Genomic DNA, 22595 nt, shown 5'->3' with positions numbered 1-22595 from the left:
GTTCCACCAGCCGTGGAGAGTTGTCCCACAGGTGGGTGAAAGACCTGATGGGAGGCGGTGCGTCGGGCCGGGAAGCCATCGGAGCGATTGTATGACGTTCTTACTGGGGCTGGTCGAATACGGCATACACGGCATATACGGCGCACGCCCCGCCGATCCCCGAGCCGTAAGGAGCCCTCCGTCGTGTACCGCCCTCGTTCTCTGTTCGCCTTCCTGACCGTGGCAGTCAGCCGACGACGAAGAGCACTGGTCCCGCTGCTGCTCGCGCCGGTCCTCATGGTCACCCCTCTCGGAGCGGCCTCCGCCGCCACTGCCGACCCGGCGACCATCGCCCCCGCGGCCGTCGTACCCTCGACTGTCGCCCCCGCGACCGTCGTCCCCGCGGCCCGGGCCGGGTCCACCCACACGGCCGACGGCGCTCAGGCGGCCGCTCCTCGGGCAGCCCCCCTGCGGATCGCTCTGAACGGCCAGCGGCTCACCCTGCCGGACATGCTGCACATCGTGCGCGGCGATCCGGTCGAGTTGTCGCTCGCTCCCTCCGCCGCCCGGGCGATGCGCCAGGCCCGGGACGGTGCACTGGCCGCACTCGACGGAGGGCAACGGGTCTACGGCTGGAACCAGGCTCTCGGGCCGCTCAAGGACGAGCCGCTCAGCGACGACCAGCAGCGGGAGTTCCAACGCCGGATTCTCCTCTCCCACGCCGCCGGGGTGGGAGACGACGCCCCGGACGGGGAAGCTCTCCTGGCCCTCGTGCTGCGGGCCAACTCGATGGCGCGCGGCCACATGGGGACACGGCCGGAACTGGTCGAGCGGATGCTCGCGCTGGTCAACGCCGGGGTAGCGCCGGTGCTGCCGCAGGTCGGCTCGCTGGGCACCGGTGACCTCCAGCCGATGGCCGCCGCCGGGCTCGTACTGACCGGAGAGAAGGGACAGGCCCGCTACCGGGGTCGTACGGGGCCGGCGCGCAGAATCCTGGCGGAGGCGAAGCTGCCGGTGTCCTTCCCCCTGGAGGCGGGCGAGGCGCTGCCGATCATCAGCGGGAGCGGGCTGCTGACAGCCCGCTATGTCCATGCCATCGCCCGTGGCACGTCGATGGCCACCCAGTTCGAGTCCGCGTTCGCGCTGTTCCTGGAGGCCACCCGGGCGGAGGCGAGTTCGCTCGACGCCCGTACGCACGCCGAACGGCGCATCCCCGCCGAGGAAGCCGTCGCCAGGCGCCTGCGCGAGCTGGTGAAGGGCAGCGAGTGGATGACGGACGAGGGTCGCGCCCGTCTGGACGAGCACAAGCCGCGTGTCCAGGACGCGGTATCCGTGCGCGCCACGCCGCACATCGTCGGCACCCTGTGGCAGACGCTGGACGAGGCACGCCAGATCGTCGAGCGTGAGGCGAACGCCTCCACCTCCAACCCGCTGCTCTTCCCCCATGGCGGGGGCAGCGGCTACGAGTTCGTGATGGGCGGCAACTGGGACGGCGCCCAGATCGGGCACGCCCTGGACACCCTCAACGCGCAGATCACCGACCTGGCCGTGCTCTCCCACGAGCTGTCCGCGCGGCTGCTGTCCCCGAAGTGGAGCTACGGGCTGCCCGCCAACCTCGCCTCACCGCCGGTGGGTCTCAACTCCGGGATGGTCCAGGTGCAGACCGTGGCGGCGGCGCTCATTCCCGAGATGCAGACCCGAGCCATGCCGTCAGGTGTGCTCTCCCGGCCCGAGAAGGACGGCCAGGAGGACCACAACACCATGGCGATGGCCTCGGCCCGCAATCTGCACGCGAATCTGGACCGGTTCGAGACGGTCCTGGCCGTTCAGCTGCTGATGAGCGCTCAGGGCATCGACCTGATCCGGTCCGACATGGACGGACTGCCGCTCGGGCAGGGAACCGAGCGCATCCACTCGGCCGTCCGGGCGGTGATCCCCCGGCTGACCGACGACCGTCATATGACTCCCGACCTGGAGGAGATGACCAGCCTGGTGCGCGCGGACGCACTCCTGAGTGTGGGCTGACACGCCCATGGATGCCCGTGCCGGGCGGCGGCCGTCCGCCGCCCGGCACGAGCATCACTCACCTCAGGCCGCTCTCGGACTCAACGGGGCAGTGTGGTGGCGTTCTCGAGGAACGGCATGCTGGGTACGAAGAAGTACTCGCCGCCCCGCATGGTCACCGACTCCGCGATGCTCGCCGAGAACGTGGCGCCAGGCACTCCGTACTTCCTGGGCCAGCGAGGCTCGGTGGCGGACTTGCCCTGGCCGACGACCGGGTCCTGGCCCGTCTTGGGTTCGCCCGCCTTCTCGCCGACGACGAAGTCGACGTTGTTGCACCAGCTCTCCTGCATGAACTCGAACTGGTCGAGGATGTTCCGCTGGGCGCACAGGAACAGCAGCCCCACCTTCTTCTCGCCCGTGCCGGTCTTCTGCTCGTAACTGATGGCGCGGCGGGTGATCCGGCGGAGCCGCTCCTTCTCCAGAGGATTTCCGAACCGCCAGCCGGTGTCGCCACGGGGATTGGTCTTACGGGTGTGCGACTGGAACGGGCACAGCGCGCCCTTCTTGTCGTGCAGGTAGTCGAAGTCATTGGGGATCGGGTCGTCGACTCCGTGCGCGTTCGCCGGTTCGCTCACCGGCATGCCGTTGCGGAAGCGGCCGACCATGTACGCACCGGCGAGTTCGAGGTCGCCCTCGTGGGTCTTGTTGCGGCCCTCCTCCTTGGCGATCTGCTCCGCCAGCCGGAGGCGTTGCTGGTTAAAGCGGGCGAGGTCCTGCTCCAGCTTGCGGTAGACGACGTACGTGCCGAAGCCGGTCATCCCGTCGCCCGCGAGGTCGAACGGTCCCTCCTTCGGGGCCACCGGGTCCTTGGCCAGGATGAGCTTGAGCGGAGCGGCCGGGTCCCATCTGCTGGTCCCCTCCTTCTCCTTGGCCTTCTTGATGTCCTTGGTGAGGAAGAGTGGCTCGCTGACGCCGTCGGCGAAGCCGAAGTGCTCGCGCACCGGGCCGTCGGGTCGGAGCCGGAGCACCTTCCCGATCTCCTCGTGCGCGACCTTTCCGCACGGGTCGAGGCCCGTCTCCACGCTTTCGCGGATCGTCTTCGCCATGGCCTCCGCGACTTTGGGACTGTCGTCGGCGATGATGACCAGCGCGTGCAGGTCCTCCTGGAACCCCTTCTCCCACGCCTTCGCGGGCGGGTCACCGAGCTTCTTGCGGATGTCCTCGTCTCTCGTACCGGCCTTGAAGGAAACGTCGGCGGACTGCATCTGGTAGCCGAGGATCTTGTAGCCCTGGTAGGACAGCATCAGGCCGATGAAGGGCGGGCTGGGGTTCGCGGCCAGTTCGAGGCTCAGATACGCCTCAGGGTCCGGCTGCTGGCGCGCGGCGGCGAAGATGCTGGCACGCGTGGCGGACTGGTCCCACTGGGTCTTGGCCGAGGTCACCTTGCCGCTCATGGCCTTCAGCCAGTTCCTGCCCGCCTCCGCTTTCCCCTGGTGGAACCGGATGAAGAGATGGCGACTGTGGTCCCGTCCGTGGCTCTTGAGGATGTTGCCCTGTAGCTCCCGCAGGAACTTGTCTTCCTCGGGGCTGAACTCTCCGCCCCGTTCCTCGGGTCCGATCCCGGTTTCCTTGTGGAAGTCGATCGGGGCGAGTTGCGTGGTCACGCGGCCTCCCTGGCTGTTCGAGATGGGTTGGCGTAGCGCCACCATCTTTCGCCACCCGATCGAGCGATCGACGCTTCACACGTTCGAATTCACTCGACCGCGAGGTCGAGCCACTCGCACGGCTCCCTAGCAGAGAGTTAATACGCCCGGGAAAGTGCACGAAAAGCGGGTCGCGAAACTCCCCTTACCGCACTCCCGACTCGCCGAAAATGCGCGGAAACGTTTCTTGCCGCCACTCGATACGAATATGCGGAAACCTCTCTGACATGCGGTTTCGGCACTGTCACGCGCTCTCCCATTCCCCTGCTAGAGCGCAGCCGAGGACACCGTGAAAACCTGACCGGAGTGCGAGGTTCGCGATGCCACATTCATCTCTGCTGCCCGAAGAGAATCCCCACGACGAAATTCCGGAGACGAGTCCGGTAGGGCGGCGCGTCCTGCTGGCCGGAGCGCTGTCCGTCACGGCCTCCGGGCTGCTTATCGGAGCCGTACCCCAGGCAGCCGCCGCCAGGTCGTTCGAACCCGTCGACGCCGACGGGCCGCAAGCCCTCCTGGGGCGGCGCTGGGTCCACCTGAAGCTGGACGAGAACGGGCGGGGCGCACCCGTACGCGTACCCCTGCGCGTCTCCGGGTCCGCGAGGGCCGAGGCGGCCGAGATCCGGGTCACCAGCACCACCGGGCTCACCCGGATCGGCACCGAAAGGGACAAGCCCGAGGACGGCGGGGTCACCCTGCGCGCCACCCCGGGCAGCCCGACTGAGCTCTGGGTCACCCCACACAAGCTCGGCTCCCCCGGGGTACCCGCCGACCGGCTGGAGATCCGCACCCGCCAGGCCACCACGATGGTGGACGTCTGGATCGAACCGGCCGGGGGACGCTGGCTCGGCGCGGCCCGCGACCACCAGCTCCTGGACCTGGAGATCGTCGCCGTACACGCCGCACTGGTCCGCGAGGGCGACGGCGTCGAGGTCATCATGTGGTCCCCGTCCCGCGAGATGGACGCGGCCGGCAACCCGATCCCGCACCCCGACCGGCCGGACAAGTGGGTGTGGAAGCCGTTCCACATGGGCGCCCTCGAAGCCCGCGCTCTCGACATCGACACCCTGAAGACCCGCAAACGGCCCATGACCGGCGACGACCTGACACCGAAGAACATCTTCTGCGGAGGCCACGCCCACCTGCCGGACGGAAGACTCCTCGTCGCCGGAGGGCACGTCGATCCGAGCCACCAGGGCCTCGAAGACGGCCAGGGCGTGCACCTGTACGACGCCAATGGCGCGAACGGCTGGAGCAAGGGCCCCCAGATGGGCGTCAACCGCTGGTACCCGACCGTCACGACGATGCCCGACGGCCGGATGCTGATCGCCGGCGGAAACCGCACGAACCCCGCCCGCAGGAAGTCCAAGGACAACGCACGGGACGGCTACTGGAACAGCTTCAACAACAACTACCAGGTCTACGACCCCGCGAGCGGCAGCCTGACCCCCCTGGCCCAGGCCAATGAGCTGATCGACCCCACGCTGCTCAAGCAGGACGAACGACTGGCCACCTACCCCAACATCTTCGTCCTCCCCGGCAGGACGACGGCGTCGTTGCCGGTGGTCGCCGTGGTCGAGAGCAACCGTGCCTGGCTCTACCAGTACGACGAGACCATGGACGACACCGTGCTGGTCCCGGAGCGCGTCGTCTACCCCATGCGCGGGAAGGGCTCCCGCAGCTATCCCACCTACGGCTCGAATGTCCTGCTCCCCCTGCGGCCGGGGGCGCCCCGGCACCGGATTCTGGTGGTCGGCGGCCAGCACGAGGAGCAGACGGACCATCGCCTCCTCACCTTCGAGCAGAAGAGCACGGCGACCGCGGAGGTCCTGGACATCGATGTGCACCAGCCCCTGGGCCGCCAGAAGGGCTGGCGGCGGGTCGGCGGTATGAGCCATCCTCGGCAGCTGTGCGACTCGACGCTCATGGCCGACGGCACCGTGCTGGTGAGCGGAGGGTCCGAGGAGGGCTGGGGCGACATGAACCGGCTCCCGGTCCTCGACTCCGAGATCTTCGACCCGGACACCGAGACGTTCAGGCCCGCCGCATCCGCGCTCACTGAACGGCGCTACCACTCGACGGCGCTGCTCCAGCCCGACGGGACCGTGCTCAAGGCCGGCAGCACAGGCGGGTTCGCCGGCGACCCCGACACCGGGGAGTCCCTGGTCGACGAGCACACCACCGCCGAGCGCTACTACCCGCCGTACCTCTGGCGCGGCCCCCGCCCCACCATCACCGCGGTGGCCGACGCCGACACCCCATGGTTCACCCTCGGCTACAACCAGACGATCGGCCTCCAGGTCAGAGGCCCCGGTCTCGACGCCCGGTCCAGGGTGGCGCTCATCCGGTTCGGTTCGACCACCCACGGCAACAACATGGACCAGCGCTACGTGTGGCTGCGCACCCTGGCACAGGACCCCGACGCGTACGAGCGCTGGACCATCCAGTTCCGTACCCCTGAGACCCCCGCGGTGGCCCCACTCGGCAACTACATGCTCGTCGTGGTCGACAGCAACGGCGTCCCGTCTCCAGCACGCTTCGTCCAACTGGCGCACGGCGGCACGCAGTAGCCTCGCGCCGCAGGGCGGCCCCTGGCACCGCACGCGCCCCACGCGCCCCACGCGCCCTCTGTGACCCTCGCGTAAGCACCAAGTCCCTCGCAAACTCGCCCGCGCCGCAGGACACTTGAGTGTGCGACAGGACTCTCAGAGGGGGCGCGCTATGCGGGACAGCCATCGGAGCGAGGCCGAGCGGCTGTTGGTACGGGCGGTGGAGGAGGAGGTACGGCGCTCGGGCGGACAGGTCGACGGGCAGGCGCTGCTGGTCCGGGCCCGCGGGGCGCTGGACTCGATCGGGCGGGCCGCGGGTGAGGAGTACGAGGCGTACACGCGGGCCGTGGACGAGGGCGCTGCGACGGCGCGGTCGTTCGGTGAGCGGCTGGCCGCTGAGCGCGGGACGGCGCTGTCGGTGACGGCGGTCGCGGCCGCGGCGGCGGTCGTCGCGGATGTGGTGCTCGGTACGGGCGCGGGGACCGCGCTCGGTGCCGGGGCCGTCGTGGCGACGGCGGGCGCGCTGGCGGCCGTGGGCCGGGTGGCCGCGGTGCACTGGCCCGCCGCGCATCGGCGGGCCGCGGCGCTGAGTCAGCCCGGCGGGCCCGAGCAGTTGAGGCTCCAGTGGCTCACGGCGCTTGAGGTGCGGGGCATCCGGCCGTTCCTCGACCAGCAGCGGGTGGTGGCCGCGGCGACGGGCTCCGGCGCCAAGCGTCCCCAGCGGCGTACGGACAAGAGCGCGGCGGCCCGGCGGCGGAACGTCCTGGAGAAGTCGTTCGGGCAACTCCCGGAGCCGAGCGGCCCGTTCGCCGGGCGGCGGCAGGAGATGGCGCGGATCGCGCAGTGGGTGCACGCGGCGCGGGCGTCCACCCAGACCCGGGCGACGGTGGTGGTGCTGCACGGGGCGCCGGGATCAGGGCGTACGGCGCTGGCGGTGCGGGCGGCGCGGGAGCTGCGGGACCAGTTCCGGGGTGCCTGTGTGGTGGATATGCGCGGCGGTGACCAGGCGGAGCGGCCACGCTCCACGCGGGACACGCTGCTGCATCTGCTGAACCGGCTCGGTGCGCCGCGCGAGCAGTTGCTGTTCCGGGACCGCTCGTCGAAGGATCAGCAGCTGAAGCGGCTGGTCGAGCTCTACCACCAGCACCTGACGGGCCTGCCGGTGATCGTCGTACTGGATGACGTGAGCGACGCGGCGCAGGTGCGGGCGCTGGTGCCGGAGCGGTCGGACAGCCTGATCCTGGTGACGGCGGCGGAGGCACTGGAGCTGCCGGACGACCTTCCGGCGTGGGTGCACCAGCTGCCGGTCGAGCCGCTGGACTCGGCGGGCGCCGAAGAGCTGCTGCGGGAGGTCGCCCAAGACCCGAGCGGCCCGTATGACGCCGAAGCGTGCGACGAGGTACGGGAGTTGTGCGGCGGGCTGCCGCTGGCGCTGCGCGCGGCGGGGTCCTCACTCGGGCCCCGTACGCCCCGGCAGCTGGCCGGTGATCTGGCGGCGTACGGTCCGGTGGACCCGGTCGAGCGGGTGCTGTGGCTGCGCTACACCGACCAGAGTGAGGCGGCACGGCGGCTGCTCAGGCGGCTCGCGCTGGCGGGCCGGGCCTCGCTGGGGGCGCCCGCGGCCGGGGCGCTGCTGGCCGCGGATGAGGGGGAGGCGGGGCGGCTGCTGTCGGCGCTGGCCGCGGCCGGTCTCGTGATGCCGGTCCAAGGCCACCGCTACCGGCTGCATGACACGGTCCGTGCCTTCGTCCAGGCCCGCCTGCGGGATGAGGAGGACCCCCAGGAACGTACCGCCGCGCAGGAACGCCTGATCGCCCACTACGCGGAGCTCGCGGACTCGGTGATCCGGCTGGTCGACGGCAAGACCTCGACCCGCGCCGACCAGGTGGGCCCGCACGGCTTCACCTCGCTGGACGCGGCGCTGCGCTGGCTGGACGACGAGTCCAGCTTCATCACGGCGGCGCTGCGGCAGGCAGAGGGGGTGCGGCAGCAGACCGTACTGGATCTGCTGGGCGCGCTGTGTGACTACTGCCTGCTGCGCGGCGACCTGTACCGGCTCGGCGAGCTCAGCGAGCTGTCGCAGGCCGTCGGCGAGGGGCTGCTCGGCCGGTCCGTGCAGTGGCGTACGGGCATCGCGGCCCGGCAGCTCGGCGAACTGGACAAGGCGCGGACGTCACTGGCGTCGGTGGTGGACCTGTACTTCGAGGCGCACCACGAGGCGGGGGCGGCCCGCGCGCTGTGCTCGCTGGGGATCACGCTGCACCACCAGGGGCAGTTGTCGCAGGCCGCGGCGAAGCTGAGTGAGGCGCTGGACCTCCAGGCGGCGGAGGAGCTGGCCGGGGACCGGGCGTGGACGCTGCACGCGCTGGGCGCGGTCGAACGCGACCGGGGGCAGGTGGCCGAGGCGCTGAGCCTGCTGGAGAACGCGCTGGTGCTGCACCGCGAGAGCGAGTCGGTACACGGCCAGGCGTGGGCGCACTTCCAGCTCGGGCAGGTGTGCCTGCGGATGGACGACGTACGGCGGGCGGAGGGCGAGCTGCGGCACGCCCTGGAGCTGTACGGGCGGACCCATGACGCCCGGGGCGAGGCGTGGGCGGGGACGCAGCTGGCGCGGGCCCGGCTGGTCGCGGGTGATCCGGGTCCCGCGGCGGACGGGCTGCGGCAGGCGCTGACCCGGCACCGGGACAACGAGGACGCGCGCGGCGAGGCGTGGACCCACTACTACCTGGGCCAGGCCCTGGAGGAGACCGGCGTCCTGGACCACGCGGTACGGGCGCTGGAGCGGGCCCGGACGATGTTCTCGCGGATGCGGGACGTCTACGGTCTGGCCTGCGCCCGGCACCACTCGGGCCGGGTGACCCGGGACCAGAGCGCCGCCCGTACGGGCTCGCTGCGCAACTCCGGGTTCGCCCGGCAGCTCCTGGTCGACGCCCGCGCCGACTTCCAGCGCGTCGGCGTCGCGCACGGCGAGGCGTGGACGTGCCTGGAGCTGGCCGTGGTGGACGCCGGGAACAACCGCTCGCAGCAGGCGCTGACGCTGTGCGACGAGGCGGTGGCGCTGTTCGCCGGGTACGGCGACCGGCGCGGTGAGGACTGGGCCCGGTTCCTGCGCTGCACGCTGCTGCCGTACGCGTCGCCGGGCGGGTCCGAGGTCGGCACGGCCGTCGCGCAGGAGGAGCTCTCCCGGCTCGCCAAGGCCGCGCACGCCGCGCGCGACACCAAGCTGACCTCGCACCTGGCCACGTACCGGCTGGTCCTGGAGCGCGGCATCGACCTGCCCGCGGGATGGCAGGCCTGGCGGCTCGGGCTGGTGCCGGACCGGCACGCCCGCGAGGTCATGGGCGTACGGACCGGGGGCCCGGTGCGCGCGAGGTGAGCGGCGCGCGCGGTCGCCGGGCGCTGGGTGGCCGGCGCTGGGTGGCCGGCGCTGGGGGTGGCCGGGCGCTGGGTGAGCGGGCGCTCACCCAGCGCGTCAGCCCTGCCGCGGCTCGGCGGCGGCGCCCTTCGCGGGCTGGTCGTCACCAGACGCGGACGGAGAGCCGGACGCGGAACCGGACGCGGCGGGGGTCTCCTCGAAGGAGACCCTGCCCATGTGGCGGCTCATCGACTTCATCAGCAGCCACACGCCGCCCGCGAGCGCCGCGAAGACGACAAAGCCGAGGACGCCCGGGGTCACCTTGTTCTTGTCGAACTCCTCGGCGAGTGGGACAAGCTGCGTAAGTGCCAGATTTACGTTCACGCTAGGCATTGTCGCGGATGCCCGCGAAGAGGTCGTCCTCGGGGAGGGAAGTGTCCACGAGCGACTTCGCGAGCTCGTACTCTTCCGTCGGCCAGACCTTCTTCTGGAGGTCCATCGGCACCCGGAACCATCCGCCGTCGGGGTCGATCTGGGTGGCGTGCGCGATCAGCGCCTTGTCGCGGACCTCGAAGAAGTCGCTGCACGGCACATGCGTCGTCAGGGTGCGCTCGACGCGCTCGAACTCGTCCCAGCGCTTGAGCCAGTCCCCGTACGGCGACTCCATACCCTCGTCCAGGAGCGCCTTGTGCAGGGCCTCGGTGCGCGGGCGGTTGAAGCCCTGGTTGTAGTAGAGCTTCTGCGGCTGGAACACCGGGCCGAACTCCGACTCGGGGTACTTCTCGGCGTCCGCCGCGCCGTCGAAGGCCACCATCGTGATCTCGTGGGTCATGATGTGGTCGGGGTGCGGGTAGCCGCCGTTCTCGTCGTACGTCGTGATGACCTGCGGCCGGAAGTCACGGATCAGCCGGACCAGCGCGCCCGCCGCCTTGTCGACGTCCTCCAGGGCGAAGCATCCCTCGGGCAGCGGCGGCAGCGGGTCGCCCTCGGGCAGCCCGGAGTCGACGAAGCCGAGCCACTCCTGCTTGACGCCGAGGATCTCGCGCGCCTCGTCCATCTCCTTGGCGCGGACCTCGTGGATGTTCTCCTCGATATAGGCGTCCCCCTGGAGCTTGGGGTTGAGGATGGAGCCACGCTCACCGCCCGTGCAGGTGGCGACCAGCACGTCCACCCCCTCGGACACGTACTTGGCCATGGTGGCCGCACCCTTGCTCGACTCGTCGTCGGGGTGGGCGTGTACGGCCATCAGTCGCAGCTGCTCAGTCAAGACTCGATCCTCGTATATCGGGCGCCTCGAGTGTGCCCCTCGGTGATTCGGCGCGTTTGGGCGACTCTTATAGTGACCGTAGTCAGGGGCGGATAATTCCCCTGAAGCCCCACCGGAGAGGAACGATCATGAGCGCCGTGCCTGATGGCCGTTACGGGCGCTCGGCCGAAGCCCGCGTCGACCGCAAGCTCAAGATCGTGGGCGCCGCGCTGGGGGTCCTGTTGCTCGGGTTCGTCGGCTGGATCGGGTACCACTACGTCTCGGCCGCCAACGCCTTCAGCGGCGAGATGATCACGTTCAAGGTGCTCTCGGAGGACGAGGTCCAGGCCCGCCTGGAGATCCGCAAGGACCCCGAGACGCCGGGCGTGTGCACCCTGCGCGCGATCGCCGAGAGCGGCGCCGAGGTCGGCCGTAAGGACTTCTCGGTCGACGACCGTGCGTCTCTGGTGGTCGCGGACCTCACCATGCGCACGACCGACGAGGCGACCAGCGTCGAGCTCGTCGCGTGTAACGCCGTCTGACCTGCGTTAACGCGAAAGCAGCGGCTTACCTCCTCCCCCTTTTGCACCGGAATTGTTAGGCTCGTGGTTTCGCCCACCCGTGAGGGAACATCCTTGGGGGTAGGGCGATGCTTGTATTTCCCAGTACCGACGAGGAGCACCTGTGACCCAGACCAGCGACAACGTCACCTGGCTGACCCAGGAGGCGTACAACCAGCTCAAGGCCGAGCTGGAGTATCTGTCTGGTCCTGCTCGCACCGAGATCGCCACGAAGATCGCGGAGGCGCGCGAGGAGGGCGACCTGCGGGAGAACGGCGGGTACCACGCGGCCAAAGAGGAGCAGGGCAAGCAGGAGCTCCGTGTGCGCCAGCTCACACAGATGCTCGAGCATGCCAAGGTAGGCCAGGCACCGGCGGCCGATGGCACGGTCGCCCCCGGCATGGTCGTGACGATCGCCTTCGACGGCGACGAGGACGACACCACGCAGTTTCTGCTGGCCTCCCGTGAGTACGCGTCCGAGGACATCGCGACCTACTCGCCGCAGTCCCCGCTCGGCTCGGGTGTGAACGGCCAGAAGGTCGGCTCGACCGCCGAGTACGAACTGCCGAACGGCAAGATGGCCTCGGTGAAGATCCTCGACGCCAAGCCGTATCAGGGCTGAGGCGCGCAGCGCACGACATGAAGGGGCCCCAGCCGTTCCCGGCCGGGGGCCCCTTCATGTCTGGTCGTGCCGCGTCAGGCTGTGGCGTTGCGGTACTTACGGACCGCCAGAGTCCGGAAGATCACGATGATGGCGACCGAGTAGAGCACCGAGGCGATGACCGGGTGCTCCATCGGCCAGGCGCCGGAGTCTGAGACACCGGGGTTGCCGAAGAGCTCCCGGCAGGCCTGGACCGTGGCGCTGAAGGGGTTCCAGTCGGCGACATGGCGCAGCCAGGGGGTCATCTTGCTGGAGTCCACGAAGGCGTTCGAGACGAAGGTGACCGGGAACAGCCAGATCAGTCCGCCTGAGGTCGCCGCCTCCGGGGTACGGACCGAGAGGCCGATCAGTGCGCCGACCCAGGTGAAGGCGTATCCCAGCAGGAGCAGCAGCCCGAAGGCGGCGAGCACCTCCACGATGCTGGTGTGGGTGCGCCAGCCGACGAGCAGGGCGACCAGGGCCAGGACGAACAGGGTCAGCGCCGTCTGCACCAGGTCAGCGAGGGTGCGGCCGGTCAGGACCGCGCCACGCGCCATGGGCAGCGACCGGAAGCGGTCGATCAGGCCCTTGTGCATGTCGTCGGCGATGCCCGCACCGGCACCGGCGGTGGCGAAGGTGACGGTCTGGGCGAAGATGCCCGCCATCAGGAACTCCTTGTACACGCCGGGGTCGGTGGTGCCGCCGATGTTCATCGAGCCACCGAACACGTACGTGAACAGGATGACGAACATGACCGGCTGGATGAGCCCGAAGATGACCATCTCGGGGATGCGGCTCATGCGAATCAGATTGCGCTTGGCGACGACGAGCGAGTCCCGGACCGACTGGCTGACTCCGCCGCTGGCCACGGGGGTCCGGGGCTTCACGGCTTCGGTTACGGCACTCACTTGGCCTCCTCCTTCGTCTTCTTGCCCGGCCGGGGCTTCGCGTCCTGGACGAGCCCGCCCGCCTCGGTGTCTTCCTCCGCCGTCTCGGCCGTGTGGCCGGTGAGCGAGATGAAGACGTCGTCGAGGGTCGGGCGGCGCAGTCCGATGTCGTCTATCTCGATGCCGCGGGCGTCCAGCTCCCGGATCACCTCGGCCAGCAGCTTGGCGCCACCGGTGACCGGAACGGTCAGCTTGCGGGTGTGCTCCTCGACGGTGGTGGCGCCCTTGCCGAAGCCGCGCAGCACCTCGTCGGCGGGCGCGATCTGCTCGCGCTCGTGCACGACGACCTCGACGCGTTCGCCGCCCGTCTGGGACTTGAGCTGGTCGGATGTGCCGCGGGCGATGACCCGGCCGTGGTCGATGACGCAGATGTCGTGCGCCAGGTGGTCGGCCTCTTCGAGGTACTGGGTGGTCAGCAGCAGGGTCGTACCGCCGCCGACCAGCTCCCGGATGACGTCCCACAGCGCCTGGCGGTTGCGGGGGTCGAGTCCGGTGGTCGGCTCGTCCATGAACATCACCGGTGGTGAGACCACGAGGGCGGCCGCGAGGTCGAGCCTGCGGCGCATACCGCCCGAGTACGTCTTGGAGGGGCGGTCGGCGGCGTCCGCGAGGTTGAACCGGTCCAGCAGCTCCCCCGCCCGCTTCTTCGCGTCCCGTGCGCTCATCTGGTAGAGCTGGCCGACCATCTGAAGGTTCTCGCGGCCGGTCAGGTACTCGTCGACGGCGGCGAATTGGCCGGACAGGCCGATGGAGTGCCGTACTTCGTTGGGGTGCTTGAGGACGTCGATGCCCGCCACGACCGCCTTGCCGCTGTCCGGCGTGAGCAGCGTCGTGAGGCAGCGCACCGTGGTGGTCTTACCGGCACCGTTCGGCCCGAGGAGGCCGAGAACCGTGCCTTCGGGGACATCGATATCGACGCCGTCCAGAGCCTTTACGTCGCCGAAGTGCTTGACCAGCCCTTCGGCGTAGATGGCGCCTGGCATGTGAGTTCTCCCAGTGTTTCGGGTGAGTCTGCGTAGATCCTAGGTGTGACGGACGTGCTCCGCCTGGTGGAACAGCGACACCCACCCAGCCTAACGCGATACATCGCGTCATGCCGGGTAGTTGCGCAGGTCGCGTCGGGTGGTCTCGCGTCAGGTCATGACCGTGTAGCCCGCCTCCCGCAGCGCCGCGCTCACCTCGGCGCAGTGCTCCGGCCCCTTCGTCTCCAGATGCAACTCCACCTCCGCCTCGGTGAGCCCAAGCCGTGGGTCGGTGCGTACGTGGCTCACGTCCAACACATTGGCATCCACCACTGACAACGCCCCCAGGAGCGTGGCCAGCACCCCCGGCCGGTCGGTAAGACGCAGCCGCAGGGACAGATACCTGCCCGCCGCCGCCATGCCGTGCCGCAGAATCCGCTGCATCAACAGCGGATCGACATTGCCACCCGACAGCACCGCGACCACCGGACCCTCGAAGGACTCCGGCTCGCCGAGCAGCGCCGCCACGGGACTCGCGCCCGCTGGTTCGACCACCAGCTTGGCCCGCTCCAGGCAGAGCAACAGCGCGCTGGAGAGCGCGTCCTCGGAGACCGTACGGACTTCGTCCACCAGTCCGCCAATGATTTTGAACGGAACGTCGCCGGGACGGCCGACCTTGATGCCGTCCGCCATCGTCACCGGGTTCTCGATCGCCACCGGGCGCCCGGCCGCCAGCGACGGCGGATAGGCGGCCGCGCCCGCCGCCTGCACCCCGACCACCCGCACATCGGGGCGGAGCGCCTTGACCGCCACCGCGATCCCGGCCGCGAGACCGCCGCCGCCGATGCCGACCACGACCGTGCGCACCTCGGGGCACTGCTCCAGGATCTCCAGGCCGACCGTGCCCTGGCCCGCGATGATGTCGGCGTGGTCGAAGGGGTGGATGAACACGGCGCCGGTCTTACGGGCGTACTCCTCGGCCGCGGCCAGCGTCTCGTCAACGACGTGCCCGTGCAGCCGCACTTCCGCGCCGTAGTCGCGGGTGGCCGCGATCTTCGGCAGCGGGGCCCCGGCGGGCATGAAGACCGTGGACCGTACGCCGAGCAGCGAGGAGGCCAGCGCGACGCCCTGGGCGTGGTTGCCCGCGCTCGCCGCGACCACCCCGGCCGCGCGCTGCTCCGGGCTCAGAGCGGCGATCCGCACATAGGCGCCACGCAGCTTGAAGGAGCCCGTGCGCTGGAGGTTCTCGCACTTGAAGTGGACCGGGGAGCCCACCAGTTGGGTCAGGTGCCGACTGCCTTCCATGGCGGTCACCCGCGCGACCCCGGAGAGCATCTTCTGCGCCTCGCGCACATCGTCGAGGGTCACCGCCTGAACGGGACTGGGGGCGGGACTCGGGGCGGCGTCCGGCGTGGCGTCCGGGGTGACGTCCGGGGTGGGAAGGGAGTCAGGCGTGCCGTAGCTCATGACGCAAGTCTGGCACCGGACGGCTCGCGTGGCGCAGGGGCCAGAAGGGAGCCCCACGGGTTTGGCCCGCGCAGGTACGGGCAAGGCGCGAGCCGCGTACTCTGTCCCCCATCCTCCGTCCTCCCGCCCCTCGCATGAAGTGAGCCCCCGGCCATGCCCACACCTTCGGACATGACGACCGCCGGCAGCCCCGGCCTCCTCGACAGCCTGCAACACGAGGTTGCCGTCTTCGCGCGCCGTGCCGAACAGACCCGGCTCGGTGGAGTCGGTCAGGTGCGCAACTCCATGGACCGCGCGGCGTATCTGCTGCTCAACCGACTCGACACCGAGGGCCCGATGGGCGTCAAGGCGCTCGCGGCCAGCATGGGGATCGACTCGTCGACGGTCACCCGGCAGGTCGCCCCGCTGGTGGAGAGCGGCCTGGTGAACCGCGCCTCGCACCCCGACGACGGCCGCGCCGTGGTCCTGCAGCTCTCGCCGCGCGGGCAGGCCAGGCTGGAGGAGGTGCGGTCCTCGCGACGTGAGCTGATGGCGCAGCTGACCGAGGACTGGGCCCCCAGCGAGCGCGAGGCGTTCTGCACGCTGCTCACCCGCTTCAACTCCGCGCTCTCGGCGCGGCAAGCGGCGGCGTCGACATCGGACGAGCCGTCGTCGGACGCGCCAACGCCGGACGCGTCAACGCCGGACGGGTCGACGCCGGACAGGTCGTCCTCCTAGCCCGCTCGGAGCCGGGTGGTGCCTGCCTCTTGACCTGGGGCCGCTGTCTGGCCTGATGATGAGGTTGGGCCCCGGTACGCGGTTGTCGCGGGCCCGTTGGAGGCTCGGTGCGACAGCGGCAGGCGACTCAGGACGCCCGCCGTGCCCGGGAGTTCGAGGCATTCGTCGCGGGCGCGGCAGGGCGGCTGCTGCATGCCGCGACCCTGCTGACGGCCGAGCCACCGGACGACAGCCCCCGCGCGCGGCGCCTGCTGACCGCCGCGCTGGCCCACACGTACGCCTGCTGGGACCGGCTGCGCGGCGACGACCCGTACGAACACGCCCGCCAGGAGCTGGCCACCCGCTTCGCCCGGGGCGGCTGGCACGCGGAGCTCGCCGCGTCGCTGCGGCGCCGTGGCGGCGGTACGGGGGTGCTGGCGCGGCTGAGTCCGCAGGAGCGGCTGGTCCTGGTGCTGCGGTTCTACGAGGGCGTCGCCGAGGAGCAGACCGCCGCCCAGCTCGGGCTGCCCAGAGAGCGGGTCCGCGCGCTCACCCTGCGAGGGATGTCGGCCCTGCTCAGCGGGCGGCGCTCGGGCCCGCCCGGGCCCGGGGCCGCGGTGCGGATGGCGTCATGAGCCCGCCGGACCGCAAGGAGGTCCAGATCCGGCGCATCCTGGACGGCCCGCCGCCCGCCGTACCGCCCCGGATGTACGCGGACGCGGTACGGCGCGGCGGGCGCCTGCTGCGGCGCAGACGCTGGACACGGCGGCTGGCCTGGGTGCTGTTCACCCTGGCGCTGCTGGCCCTCGTGATCTGGGCGTCGCTCGAACAACCCTGGGTGGTGCCGCCCTCGGAGACGACCCCACCCCTGACGGGCTGGTGAGCGCTCACGCGTACGCGTCAGCCGAGTCGGGTGTCAGCCGGGTTGCGCGTCAGCCGAGCGCCTGCCGCAGGTCAGCCAGCAGGTCGTCGGCGGACTCGATGCCCACCGACAGGCGGATCAGGTCGGCCGGCACCTCCAGCGCCGAACCCGCCACCGAGGCGTGCGTCATCCGCCCCGGGTGTTCGATCAGGGACTCGACGCCGCCCAGCGACTCACCCAGCGTGAAGAGCTTCGCGCGGTCGCAGACCGCGACCGCCGCCTCCTCGCCGCCGGCGACCTGGAAGGACACCATCCCGCCGAAGGCTTTCATCTGCTTGGCCGCGGTCTCGTGCCCCGGGTGCTCCGGCAGCCCGGGGTAGTGAATGCGCGTCACGCGCGCGTGGCTGCTCAGCATGTCGACGATCCGCGCCGCGTTCTCGCTGTGCCGGTCCATGCGGACCGCGAGGGTCTTGATGCCGCGCAGCACCAGCCACGCGTCGAAGGGCCCGGCCACCGCGCCCATCGCGTTCTGGTGGTAGGCCAGCTCCTCGCCCAACTCCGCGTCGCTGACAACGAGCGCGCCGCCGACGACGTCCGAGTGGCCGCCCATGTACTTGGTCGTGGAGTGCACGACGATGTCCGCGCCGAGCGCGAGCGGCTGCTGCAGGTACGGGCTGGCGAAGGTGTTGTCCACGACCAGGCGGACCCCCGCCGTGCGGGCGACGGCCGCCAGCGCGGCGATGTCCGTGATGCCGAGCAGCGGGTTGGACGGGGTCTCGACCCAGATCAGCTTCGTACGGTCGGTCAGCGCGGCCCGTACCGAGGCCGGGTCGCTGGTGTCGGCGACCGAGAAGTCGATGCCCCAGCGCGAGACGACCTTGGCGAAGAGCCGGAAGGTGCCGCCGTAGGCGTCGTTCGGGATCACGACGTGGTCGCCGGGGGTCAGCAGCGTACGCAGCAGGCAGTCCTCGGCGGCGAGCCCGGACGCGAAGGCGAGGCCGCGTCGGCCGCCCTCCAGGGCGGCGAGGTTCTCCTCCAGGGCGGTCCTGGTCGGGTTGGCGCTGCGGCTGTACTCGTATCCGCCGCGCAGCCCGCCCACGCCGTCCTGCTTGTAGGTCGAGACCTGGTAGATGGGCGGTACGACGGCGCCCGTCAGGGGGTCCGCGGTGTTGCCCGAGTGGATGGCGAGCGTCTCGAAACTCTGCCCGCTGTGGCTTTCAGTGGTGTGCCTGTCGCTCATACGCCCCGAGCGTAGTCGTGCTCGGACCCACTCGGGTTCGCCGATTGTCGTAGGCGTCTGGTTCGCTTGGGGGTATGGAGATTCTCTGGGCCCTGATGGCCGCGATGATGCTGGCGGCCGTCCTGACGATGATTCTGCGCAGGCGCGGGGCGGGCGGCATCAAGCTGGCCGCTCCCGGCGCGCCGGATGCCGCCGATCCGTCCGACTACGGCTTCGTACGCCAGGAGGAGCTGGACATCCGGATGCCGGGCCCGGACCAGGATCTGCTGGACGTACTGGACGTGGTGCAGCGCACCCAGGACTGGCGGGCCGCGTCGCAGTTGCTGGCCGGTACGGCGCGGGAGGGCGAACCGCGCTGGCAGCGCGTCCAGGCCTTCGCCGGTGCCGCGTCGCTTGAGCTGGCCGAGCGGCCGGGTGGCGGTCTGGAGAAGGCGGGCGGCCAGTGGCTGCGGAAGTGGCGGTCCGAGGCCCCGGATGACGCGGGCGGCGCGGCGGTGCACGCGGAGTTCCTGGTACAGCAGGCGTTCCGCACGACGACGCCCGGCACCGACGCGTACCGGATCATCCTGGAGGAGGCCCGCGCGGCCTGCGCCGAGGCGGCGCGGCTGGCTCCGGACGATCCCATCCCGTACATCACCGAGCTGGCGATCGCCCGGGGACTGGCCTACTCGCGCGCGGACTTCGACCAGCTCTGGCTGAGAATTCTGGACCGCGCGCCGCAGCACATGGGCGCGCATCTGGCCGCGCTGCCGTATGTGAGCGAGAAGTGGCACGGCTCGCGCGCCCAGGCCTACGAGTTCGCCGAGGCCGCGGCGGCCCGCGCCCCGCAAGGCTCACTCCTCGCCGCCCTCCCCCTCTTCGCGGTGTACGACCACCTCCCCGAGGTGAACCTGGTGCGCGGCTTCTGGGAGAGCGCGGTGGTGCGGGACGCGGTGCAGGGCGCGCAGTTCGCCGTCCACTCCGCCCGCCCGGACGACCCGATGCTGGCTCACGTACGCCACCTGCTGGTCTTCTTCCTGGTCAGCTCCGAGCGCTGGGGCGAGGCCATGGAGCAGCTGGTGGCGGTGGACGGCCATGTGGGCGCGGTCCCGTGGACCCTCTCTTCGGACCCGGCCGCCATGTACACGGTCCACCGCGCGCTGGCGGTAGCGGGCTACGAGGCGAACGGCGGCAGCCCGGCCACGCTGCCGCACTGAGCGGCCCCGAGGGGCGCGGAATCTCCGCCCCCTCGTCGGCGTTGTACGCATACCCGTGCTCACCCGCCCCCATGAGGAGACCCCATGCTGTTCGGCCGCACCCCCGTCCTCCCCACCCCGGAGGAGGCCCTGAGCGGGCGCGCCGAGCCCGCGTTCTCCGTCCCGGACCGCCACACGGTCCTGGGCAACCCCCTCGTGGGCCCCTACCCGCCGCAGCTGGAGGTGGCCGACTTCGCGCTGGGCTGCTTCTGGGGCGCCGAGCGCAAGTTCTGGCAGACCGAGGGCGTCTGGACGACGCTGGTCGGCTACCAGGGCGGCCACACCCCGAACCCGACGTACGACGAGGCCTGCTCGGGCATGACCGGCCACACGGAAGCCGTCCGCGTCGTCTTCGACCCGGCCACGGTCTCCTACACCAGCCTCCTGAAGCTCTTCTGGGAGTCCCACAACCCCACCCAGGGCTTCCGCCAGGGCAACGACGTAGGCACCCAGTACCGCTCAGCGATCTACACCCACACCCCCGAACAGGCCACGGCGGCAGCCGCCTCCCGCGACGCCTACCAGCAGGTCCTGACCGCCTCCGGCCACGGCACGATCACCACGGAGATCCTCCCCGCGGAGGGCCGCCCCTTCTACCCGGCCGAGGCCTACCACCAGCAGTACCTGGACAAAAACCCGGGCGGCTACTGCGGCATCGGCGGCACGGGCGTCAAGCTGACCACCCCGTTCGAGACGAACTGGGGTGCCTCCTGCCCGACTGGCGTCGCACCCGCGCCGGAGGGATGAAGCCGCGAGCGCCCTTCCTCACTCGTTTGAGCGGAGGGAGAGTACTCCTGGTCGATACGCTGACGCATGGGACCAGAATCACGCCCATGGGAGTAACCATGACCACCTCCGCCGCCGGGCAGTCGCTCATCCCCCAGCCTCCTGCCACGGTTGCCGCGCTGCGGCAGGCCATCCGTCAGATCGCGCCTGCCGCGCTACCGGCCTTCACCCGGGAGTTGGACCAGGCGGCCGACCAGTCACGGCAGGGCTCCGATCTGGCACCGCTCCAGCGGTTTATCGCCCAGTGGGCCGTCTACGTGCACATCCAGCGACAGCCAGACCTGGCAGCAGACCTCCGCCGCTGGGAAGACACCGCCGAGGCGGGTGACGCTGCCGAGGCACGGCGGGCCGCCTCTGCGATCGGTCAGATCCTGGACGAAGCGCACGCGGCCGTCGGCCTCCCGAGCCGGTGAGCACGGACGGCTGGCGTTGGGAGTACGACCCCGACCGGGATCATGTGGCGGGTGGTATCCCCCCTCGCGTCGTGACGGAAGTGGAACGTCTGGCCGACCAGCTCGTAGCCCTTGCCGGTATGGACATCGACATCAGCGACCTCGGCAATGGCCCCCGACCGGGCGGTCTGCGCCGCATGGATGCCGCTGGCGGCTGGTTCTACTTTCTGGTGGCACCACGTGACCCACTGATCATCGTTGTCCGCATCGTGCCCCCTTTCGACGCGCTGTAGCCGTAGCCTCAGTTCGCTGTCGGCGGCGCCTCCCGCTCGAAGCCGCTCCTGGTCGGCACCGTCCTGTGGCGTCTCCTAGGCGAATAGGCGAATAGGCGAATAGCGAACCACTGTCCGAAAGTCGTGCGTCACGTCGTGGTGGCCGGACATCGCCCTAGGCGAGGGGCGGGGCGGTCCGTAGCATTCTGCTCGATCCGTTGTGTGTTGGCATGCGCATGCCGTCGCAGTTGCACGAGGCACAGGTAACACCCCCCACCTCAACGCAAGCGATGGGAGACCCCATGTACGGCGGAATTCTCACGAGCGGTGCGGCCATCGGGCTGTTCGCCACGATGCTCGCGCCGCAAGGCACCCCGGTGATCACCGACCCGCCCCCCGACAAGATCGTGATCGAGATCGCGACCGTGAACGGGTCGGGATGCCGCGAGGGAACGGCCGCGATCGCCGTCTCGCCGGACAACACCGCGTTCACCGTGACGTACAGCGACTACCTCGCCCGGGTCGGCGGCAACTCCGACCCGGTCGACTTCCGGAAGAACTGCCAGCTCAACCTGATCGTGCACGTCCCGCACGGCTTCACCTACGCCGTCGCCAGCGCCGACTACCGCGGGTTCGCGTCACTTCAGCCCGGCGCCAAGAGCCAGCAGAAGGCCTCGTACTACTTCCAGGGGTCCCCGGACACGGCGACCCGAACCCACCCGTTCGCGGGGCCGTTCAACGACAGCTGGCAGGCCACCGACGAGACCGACTGGGGGCAACTGGTCTGGGCGCCCTGCGGCGTGAAGCGGAACTTCAACATCAACACGGAGCTGCGCGTCGATCCCGGTACGTCGGACCACACGAAGACCAGCTTCATGACCATGGACTCCACAGACGGTGACATCAACACCATCTACCGGCTCGCCTGGAAGGAGTGCAAGAAGGGCTAAGTCGCGCGCGTCTTCACCGTCCGTGACTGGGTACGGCGAACAATGCCCGCATGTCAGCCTCAATCTCGACCTCAGTCACAGCCTCAGTCACAGAACGTACGCGGGTAGCGGTAACCGTAGAGGGAGCGGCGGCTCGGCGTACGGCTGAGCCGCCGCTACTCGCCGTACTCGCCGCCCTCCTCGTCCTCCTCGCCGCCCTGGGCGGCGCTCTCGCCTCACCGGCCACCGCCGCCACCACCGCCACGTACGGGCCGCGCGCGGTGGCGGCTGCCGCGCCCTGTACCAGCCCCGACCCCGCCGTCTGCCTGATCCGGGAGATGACTCCCGAGGAGCGCGAGAAGGCGCGCGAGGTGCGGATTCGGTACCACGGGCTCCTCGACCAGATGAAGGAGGTGGAAGCCGAGATGCGCGCGCGGTGCCAGTCCGACGAGGAGATCGCCCGGGTGGTGGTCCGGATGCGCAACGAAGCGAAGGACATCACCCGCGCCGGGATGTCCCCGGAGGCGATCGAGGCGCTGGAACAGCGCAACATCGAGAAGTACGGCAACCCCCTGGGCCCGACGGCCGACCAGTTGTTCGCCAAGTACGGGAGCTGGGCGGCGGTCATCGAGGCCGCGGGCCGCAGCAATCCAGCCGTCGACCGCGAACTCGGCCTCGAACCGCACAGCAGTTGAGCCGATGAGTGGTTGAGTGGCGTGGTGTGGGTTCGGGACTATGAGCGGTATGACGTCGTGTGGGACTTGGAGCCGTCGT

21 protein-coding genes are annotated in these 22595 nt (G+C 70.4%); 14 read left to right on the top strand and 7 right to left on the bottom strand.

Translation table 11 applies throughout. The features are described 5' to 3' along the window. The first annotated feature begins 183 nt into the window (after window positions 1-183). On the top strand, window positions 184-2004 hold the full coding sequence (locus tag GCN81_RS08605) for an HAL/PAL/TAL family ammonia-lyase (RefSeq protein ID WP_197287530.1): 1821 nt from the start codon (window positions 184-186) through the stop codon (window positions 2002-2004). An 80-nt stretch (window positions 2005-2084) separates the two neighbouring features. Here GCN81_RS08605 and GCN81_RS08600 read toward each other — a convergent pair whose 3' ends face one another. Further along, window positions 2085-3647: a Dyp-type peroxidase gene (locus GCN81_RS08600; protein WP_197287529.1), complete on the bottom strand. Its 1563-nt coding sequence runs from the start codon at window positions 3645-3647 to the stop codon at window positions 2085-2087. 359 nt (window positions 3648-4006) lie between these two features. Between GCN81_RS08600 and GCN81_RS08595 the strand changes: the two genes are divergently transcribed. Then, the gene (locus GCN81_RS08595) at window positions 4007-6253 is read left to right on the top strand and encodes a glyoxal oxidase (protein ID WP_156723313.1); all 2247 of its coding nucleotides are present in this window, start codon (window positions 4007-4009) and stop codon (window positions 6251-6253) included. A gap of 151 nt (window positions 6254-6404) precedes the next feature. Beyond that, a complete protein-coding gene (locus GCN81_RS08590; protein ID WP_156723311.1) occupies window positions 6405-9608 on the top strand; it encodes a tetratricopeptide repeat protein in 3204 nt (1067 codons plus the stop codon). Window positions 9609-9704: 96 nt separating this feature from the next. On the opposite strand, the gene GCN81_RS08585 is transcribed toward GCN81_RS08590, so the two are convergent. Then, entirely contained in the window at window positions 9705-9980 is a 276-nt protein-coding gene (locus tag GCN81_RS08585; protein ID WP_156723309.1) for a hypothetical protein, read from the bottom strand. Then, window positions 9973-10854, bottom strand: coding sequence for a mycothiol conjugate amidase Mca (mca, locus tag GCN81_RS08580; protein WP_156723307.1), 882 nt, complete (start codon window positions 10852-10854; stop codon window positions 9973-9975). The genes GCN81_RS08585 and mca overlap by 8 nt, the downstream gene beginning before the upstream one ends. Window positions 10855-10982: 128 nt before the next feature. On the opposite strand from mca, the gene GCN81_RS08575 reads away from it, so the two are divergent. Both GCN81_RS08575 and greA read left to right on the top strand, forming a co-directional pair. Continuing rightward, window positions 10983-11375 carry a DUF4307 domain-containing protein gene (locus GCN81_RS08575; RefSeq protein WP_156723305.1) on the top strand — a complete coding sequence of 131 codons (393 nt, stop codon included), beginning with the start codon at window positions 10983-10985 and terminating at the stop codon, window positions 11373-11375. 142 nt (window positions 11376-11517) lie between these two features. Further along, the gene (gene greA / locus GCN81_RS08570) at window positions 11518-12015 is read left to right on the top strand and encodes a transcription elongation factor GreA (protein WP_156723303.1); all 498 of its coding nucleotides are present in this window, start codon (window positions 11518-11520) and stop codon (window positions 12013-12015) included. A gap of 74 nt (window positions 12016-12089) precedes the next feature. On the opposite strand, the gene GCN81_RS08565 is transcribed toward greA, so the two are convergent. From GCN81_RS08565 to ilvA, 3 genes are all read right to left on the bottom strand, one after another. Beyond that, window positions 12090-12941 carry an ABC transporter permease gene (locus GCN81_RS08565; RefSeq protein WP_156723301.1) on the bottom strand — a complete coding sequence of 284 codons (852 nt, stop codon included), beginning with the start codon at window positions 12939-12941 and terminating at the stop codon, window positions 12090-12092. Further along, complete coding sequence (locus tag GCN81_RS08560; protein ID WP_156723299.1) at window positions 12938-13963, bottom strand: ATP-binding cassette domain-containing protein; 1026 nt, start codon at window positions 13961-13963, stop codon at window positions 12938-12940. Before GCN81_RS08560 ends, GCN81_RS08565 begins: the two co-directional genes overlap by 4 nt. Window positions 13964-14113: 150 nt before the next feature. After that, window positions 14114-15277, bottom strand: a complete 1164-nt coding sequence (gene ilvA / locus GCN81_RS08555; protein ID WP_231626534.1) for a threonine ammonia-lyase — start codon at window positions 15275-15277, stop codon at window positions 14114-14116. Between the two features lie 285 nt (window positions 15278-15562). On the opposite strand from ilvA, the gene GCN81_RS08550 reads away from it, so the two are divergent. The 3 genes from GCN81_RS08550 (at window position 15563) to GCN81_RS08540 (ending at window position 16988) form a co-directional block, all read left to right on the top strand. Next, on the top strand, window positions 15563-16126 hold the full coding sequence (locus GCN81_RS08550; RefSeq protein ID WP_231626505.1) for a MarR family winged helix-turn-helix transcriptional regulator: 564 nt from the start codon (window positions 15563-15565) through the stop codon (window positions 16124-16126). A gap of 107 nt (window positions 16127-16233) precedes the next feature. Then, window positions 16234-16740 (top strand): sigma factor-like helix-turn-helix DNA-binding protein, encoded by a 507-nt coding sequence (locus tag GCN81_RS08545; protein ID WP_156723297.1) that lies wholly within the window; start codon window positions 16234-16236, stop codon window positions 16738-16740. Then, window positions 16737-16988: a hypothetical protein gene (locus GCN81_RS08540; RefSeq protein ID WP_156723295.1), complete on the top strand. Its 252-nt coding sequence runs from the start codon at window positions 16737-16739 to the stop codon at window positions 16986-16988. Before GCN81_RS08545 ends, GCN81_RS08540 begins: the two co-directional genes overlap by 4 nt. A gap of 49 nt (window positions 16989-17037) precedes the next feature. Here GCN81_RS08540 and GCN81_RS08535 read toward each other — a convergent pair whose 3' ends face one another. Beyond that, the gene (locus GCN81_RS08535) at window positions 17038-18207 is read right to left on the bottom strand and encodes a cystathionine gamma-synthase (RefSeq protein WP_156723293.1); all 1170 of its coding nucleotides are present in this window, start codon (window positions 18205-18207) and stop codon (window positions 17038-17040) included. 74 nt (window positions 18208-18281) lie between these two features. Here GCN81_RS08535 and GCN81_RS08530 point away from each other — a divergent pair, with 74 nt between their 5' ends. The 6 genes from GCN81_RS08530 to GCN81_RS08505 all read left to right on the top strand — a co-directional run bounded on the left by GCN81_RS08530 (window position 18282) and on the right by GCN81_RS08505 (window position 22516). Further along, window positions 18282-19403 carry a hypothetical protein gene (locus tag GCN81_RS08530; RefSeq protein ID WP_156723291.1) on the top strand — a complete coding sequence of 374 codons (1122 nt, stop codon included), beginning with the start codon at window positions 18282-18284 and terminating at the stop codon, window positions 19401-19403. A gap of 84 nt (window positions 19404-19487) precedes the next feature. Next, complete coding sequence (msrA, locus tag GCN81_RS08525; RefSeq protein ID WP_156723289.1) at window positions 19488-20189, top strand: peptide-methionine (S)-S-oxide reductase MsrA; 702 nt, start codon at window positions 19488-19490, stop codon at window positions 20187-20189. Window positions 20190-20287: 98 nt separating this feature from the next. Then, on the top strand, window positions 20288-20641 hold the full coding sequence (locus GCN81_RS08520) for a DUF6247 family protein (protein ID WP_156723287.1): 354 nt from the start codon (window positions 20288-20290) through the stop codon (window positions 20639-20641). A gap of 71 nt (window positions 20642-20712) precedes the next feature. Then, window positions 20713-20913, top strand: coding sequence for a hypothetical protein (locus GCN81_RS08515; RefSeq protein WP_325065096.1), 201 nt, complete (start codon window positions 20713-20715; stop codon window positions 20911-20913). Between the two features lie 281 nt (window positions 20914-21194). Further along, complete coding sequence (locus tag GCN81_RS08510) at window positions 21195-21842, top strand: DUF4360 domain-containing protein (protein WP_156723283.1); 648 nt, start codon at window positions 21195-21197, stop codon at window positions 21840-21842. Window positions 21843-21892: 50 nt separating this feature from the next. Continuing rightward, entirely contained in the window at window positions 21893-22516 is a 624-nt protein-coding gene (locus GCN81_RS08505) for a hypothetical protein (protein ID WP_231626502.1), read from the top strand. Window positions 22517-22595 lie beyond the last annotated feature (79 nt).

This window comes from Streptomyces apocyni, assembly GCF_009739465.1.
GTDB lineage: Bacteria > Actinomycetota > Actinomycetes > Streptomycetales > Streptomycetaceae > Streptomyces > Streptomyces apocyni.
This window is presented reverse-complemented; position numbering and strand designations above follow the sequence as displayed.